This window comes from Flavobacterium sasangense DSM 21067 (assembly GCF_000686885.1).
GTDB classification, from domain to species: domain Bacteria; phylum Bacteroidota; class Bacteroidia; order Flavobacteriales; family Flavobacteriaceae; genus Flavobacterium; species Flavobacterium sasangense.
In genome coordinates, this window is the sequence record NZ_JMLU01000056.1 from 1 (window position 1) to 2203 (window position 2203).

The 2203-nt window shown below is 32.9% G+C and carries 5 protein-coding genes; all 5 read right to left on the reverse strand.

Annotated features, from left to right (window positions below):
• Positions 1-42 precede the first annotated feature (42 nt).
• Positions 43-543, reverse strand: a complete 501-nt coding sequence (locus BP92_RS0113600) for a hypothetical protein (RefSeq protein WP_026726530.1) — start codon at positions 541-543, stop codon at positions 43-45.
• A gap of 64 nt (positions 544-607) precedes the next feature.
• Positions 608-1249 (reverse strand): DUF6266 family protein, encoded by a 642-nt coding sequence (locus BP92_RS0113605; protein ID WP_026726531.1) that lies wholly within the window; start codon positions 1247-1249, stop codon positions 608-610.
• 20 nt (positions 1250-1269) lie between these two features.
• Positions 1270-1491, reverse strand: coding sequence for a hypothetical protein (locus BP92_RS0113610; RefSeq protein ID WP_026726532.1), 222 nt, complete (start codon positions 1489-1491; stop codon positions 1270-1272).
• A 109-nt stretch (positions 1492-1600) separates the two neighbouring features.
• Positions 1601-1819, reverse strand: coding sequence for a hypothetical protein (locus BP92_RS0113615; RefSeq protein ID WP_026726533.1), 219 nt, complete (start codon positions 1817-1819; stop codon positions 1601-1603).
• 176 nt (positions 1820-1995) lie between these two features.
• Positions 1996-2203: hypothetical protein (locus tag BP92_RS17285; RefSeq protein WP_211252208.1), on the reverse strand; the 208-nt coding region annotated here is incomplete at its 5' end.

Genomic DNA, 2203 nt, shown 5'->3' on the forward strand with positions numbered 1-2203 from the left:
AAAAAAAAAAATAATGTATGCCTGGTATCCGGACTATGTAAACTATTCAAAAGTATAAACTTGACTATAAATATAATCGTTTGCTGACCTTTGCATATTTTCGCCAAGATATAACCTAATATCATTATCACTCATTCCGTTAGCTTTTAGCCTTTTTGCTTTTATATGCCGAAATATATGCGTTTTTATTGGTTTGTTTTTTACTCTTATGTTAGGAAGTGGAAACATTCTGTAAAATACCGAAATAGCATCCGAATAGCTTGTTTTTGAATATAAATTATAATTATTTTCTAATTGATGCCTTAACATTACATCTAAATCTGACTTATTAAATACTCTTAAACTATTATTTTTTTGTGGCAATAAAGACACTGTTAATTCATTTACAATAGTCCATTTTTCTAACTTCATTACATCGTTAAACCTACAACCTAAATTGATTTGATTTTGATATATACTTGCTTGAATTGGGTTATAGATTTGTACTCTTTCTAAAAATACTTCACTTGCCAACTCTAATTCTTCTAATGTGTAAATTCTCATAATATTGCTTTTAAACTAAAAAAACCCCGATAAATCGAGGTTTTCTTATAATTATTGAACTATACTAGACAGTTTCAATAGTACCTAAATAGATGCTATCAGATACTTTCGCTCCGTTTTCACTTTCGTTGTGAGCGTAGATTGATACTACTTCACCACTAATTGAACCGAAACCATTAATTGAAGTAGGTAATGCAGAACCTAAATCAAATTTTCCTGGTGCCGATGGTGCGCTACCCATATTACCAATTTTGGTAATAACTAACTTATCGTTAGGAAATAACTGAACGTTATCTACTAAATCCGCAAAAGATACAGATGCCGAACCAGTACCAGCATCAGCAAAAGCCGATACTTGTGGCATTGGTAAAGTTCCCTTTGCAACTGATAAACTTGCTAAATCAATAGTAGCTTGGTCACCAGTAAAAACGATTGCTTCTTTTAATGCCTTACCTGCAAATGCATTGTAGGCACTATGTTTAGCATCACGCTGTGGAAAATTCCCTTTTGTTTGCGAGCCAATAGCACGAAACAAGTTCACGACTTCACGCATAGCATTTCTTTGCTTACGTTGTGCAAATGAATTAGCATCATTTACTTGTGCTGGTTTTTTACGAACAATGTTCTGCCCACCACTTCTATAAGCGACATCATCACCGATAGATTTACGAATGTTACCAAACGTTGAATTTTTAAAAATTGCCATTTTGACTAAATTTTAATAGATTAATACTCTTTTTCTTGTGTTTCTTCCGAAACTTTTTGCTCTACTACTTCCGCCTTTTTAAAGGTTTTAGCTTCGATTTTTTTAGCTTCTTTCAAAGCCATTTCTTTTTTTGCATTAGCTTCTTTCAAAGCCATTGCCTTTGCTTCTTGTGGGTTAGGTTTGCCCTTGTAAGGCACTCCCTTTGCTTGTTTACTAGCCCCTTTTGGATTGAATAATGCCATCTTTAAGACCTTTTATGTGCCATTGCACGGTTATACATTTGTGTTTTTGCTCAAAGGCGACCACGAACGAATATGATACGACTATGAAGCGAAGAAACTACTAACTTAATTATTCAGTTTCTTTCGATTTACCAAACCATTTTTTTAACAATCCAGTTAACAAAGTAGAAACTAACCCGCCAACGATTGTAACTATTGCAGTTACTAAAGAATTGTTATCAGTTGGTATATTTTGTGGTTGAACTGCTGGAGCAACTTCCGTAAATGCCACACCGCTACCAACTGCACCGCTGACAAAATTTACTAAATGTGATTTAATTTGTAACATTATAAATATTATTTATTGATTACTTATTTAAAATAGACTTTGCAAATATATAATTAAAAGCAATATAAACAAGTTTTAAAGGAATATTTTTTTTTCCTTAAAGAAATATTATATTTTCCCTAAACATTGCTTAAATCAAAAAAAACAACCCAAAAAATATGATTTTTTAATTCTATTCAAGACCAAGCCATTAAAAAAAGGTAATGGAACAAGCAAGGCACTTGGTGCAGTGTACCACGAACATCCAAGTACAAACTCCCCCTTCCCATTGTCAAAAAAGTGATAGACAGAGTACGGTCAACATTGTTTAGCGTTGCTGTGCCAAGTGCCTTGCTTGTGGAATGATACGAACCTTTGAGAATTGCTAAACCATCAAAAAAAAAA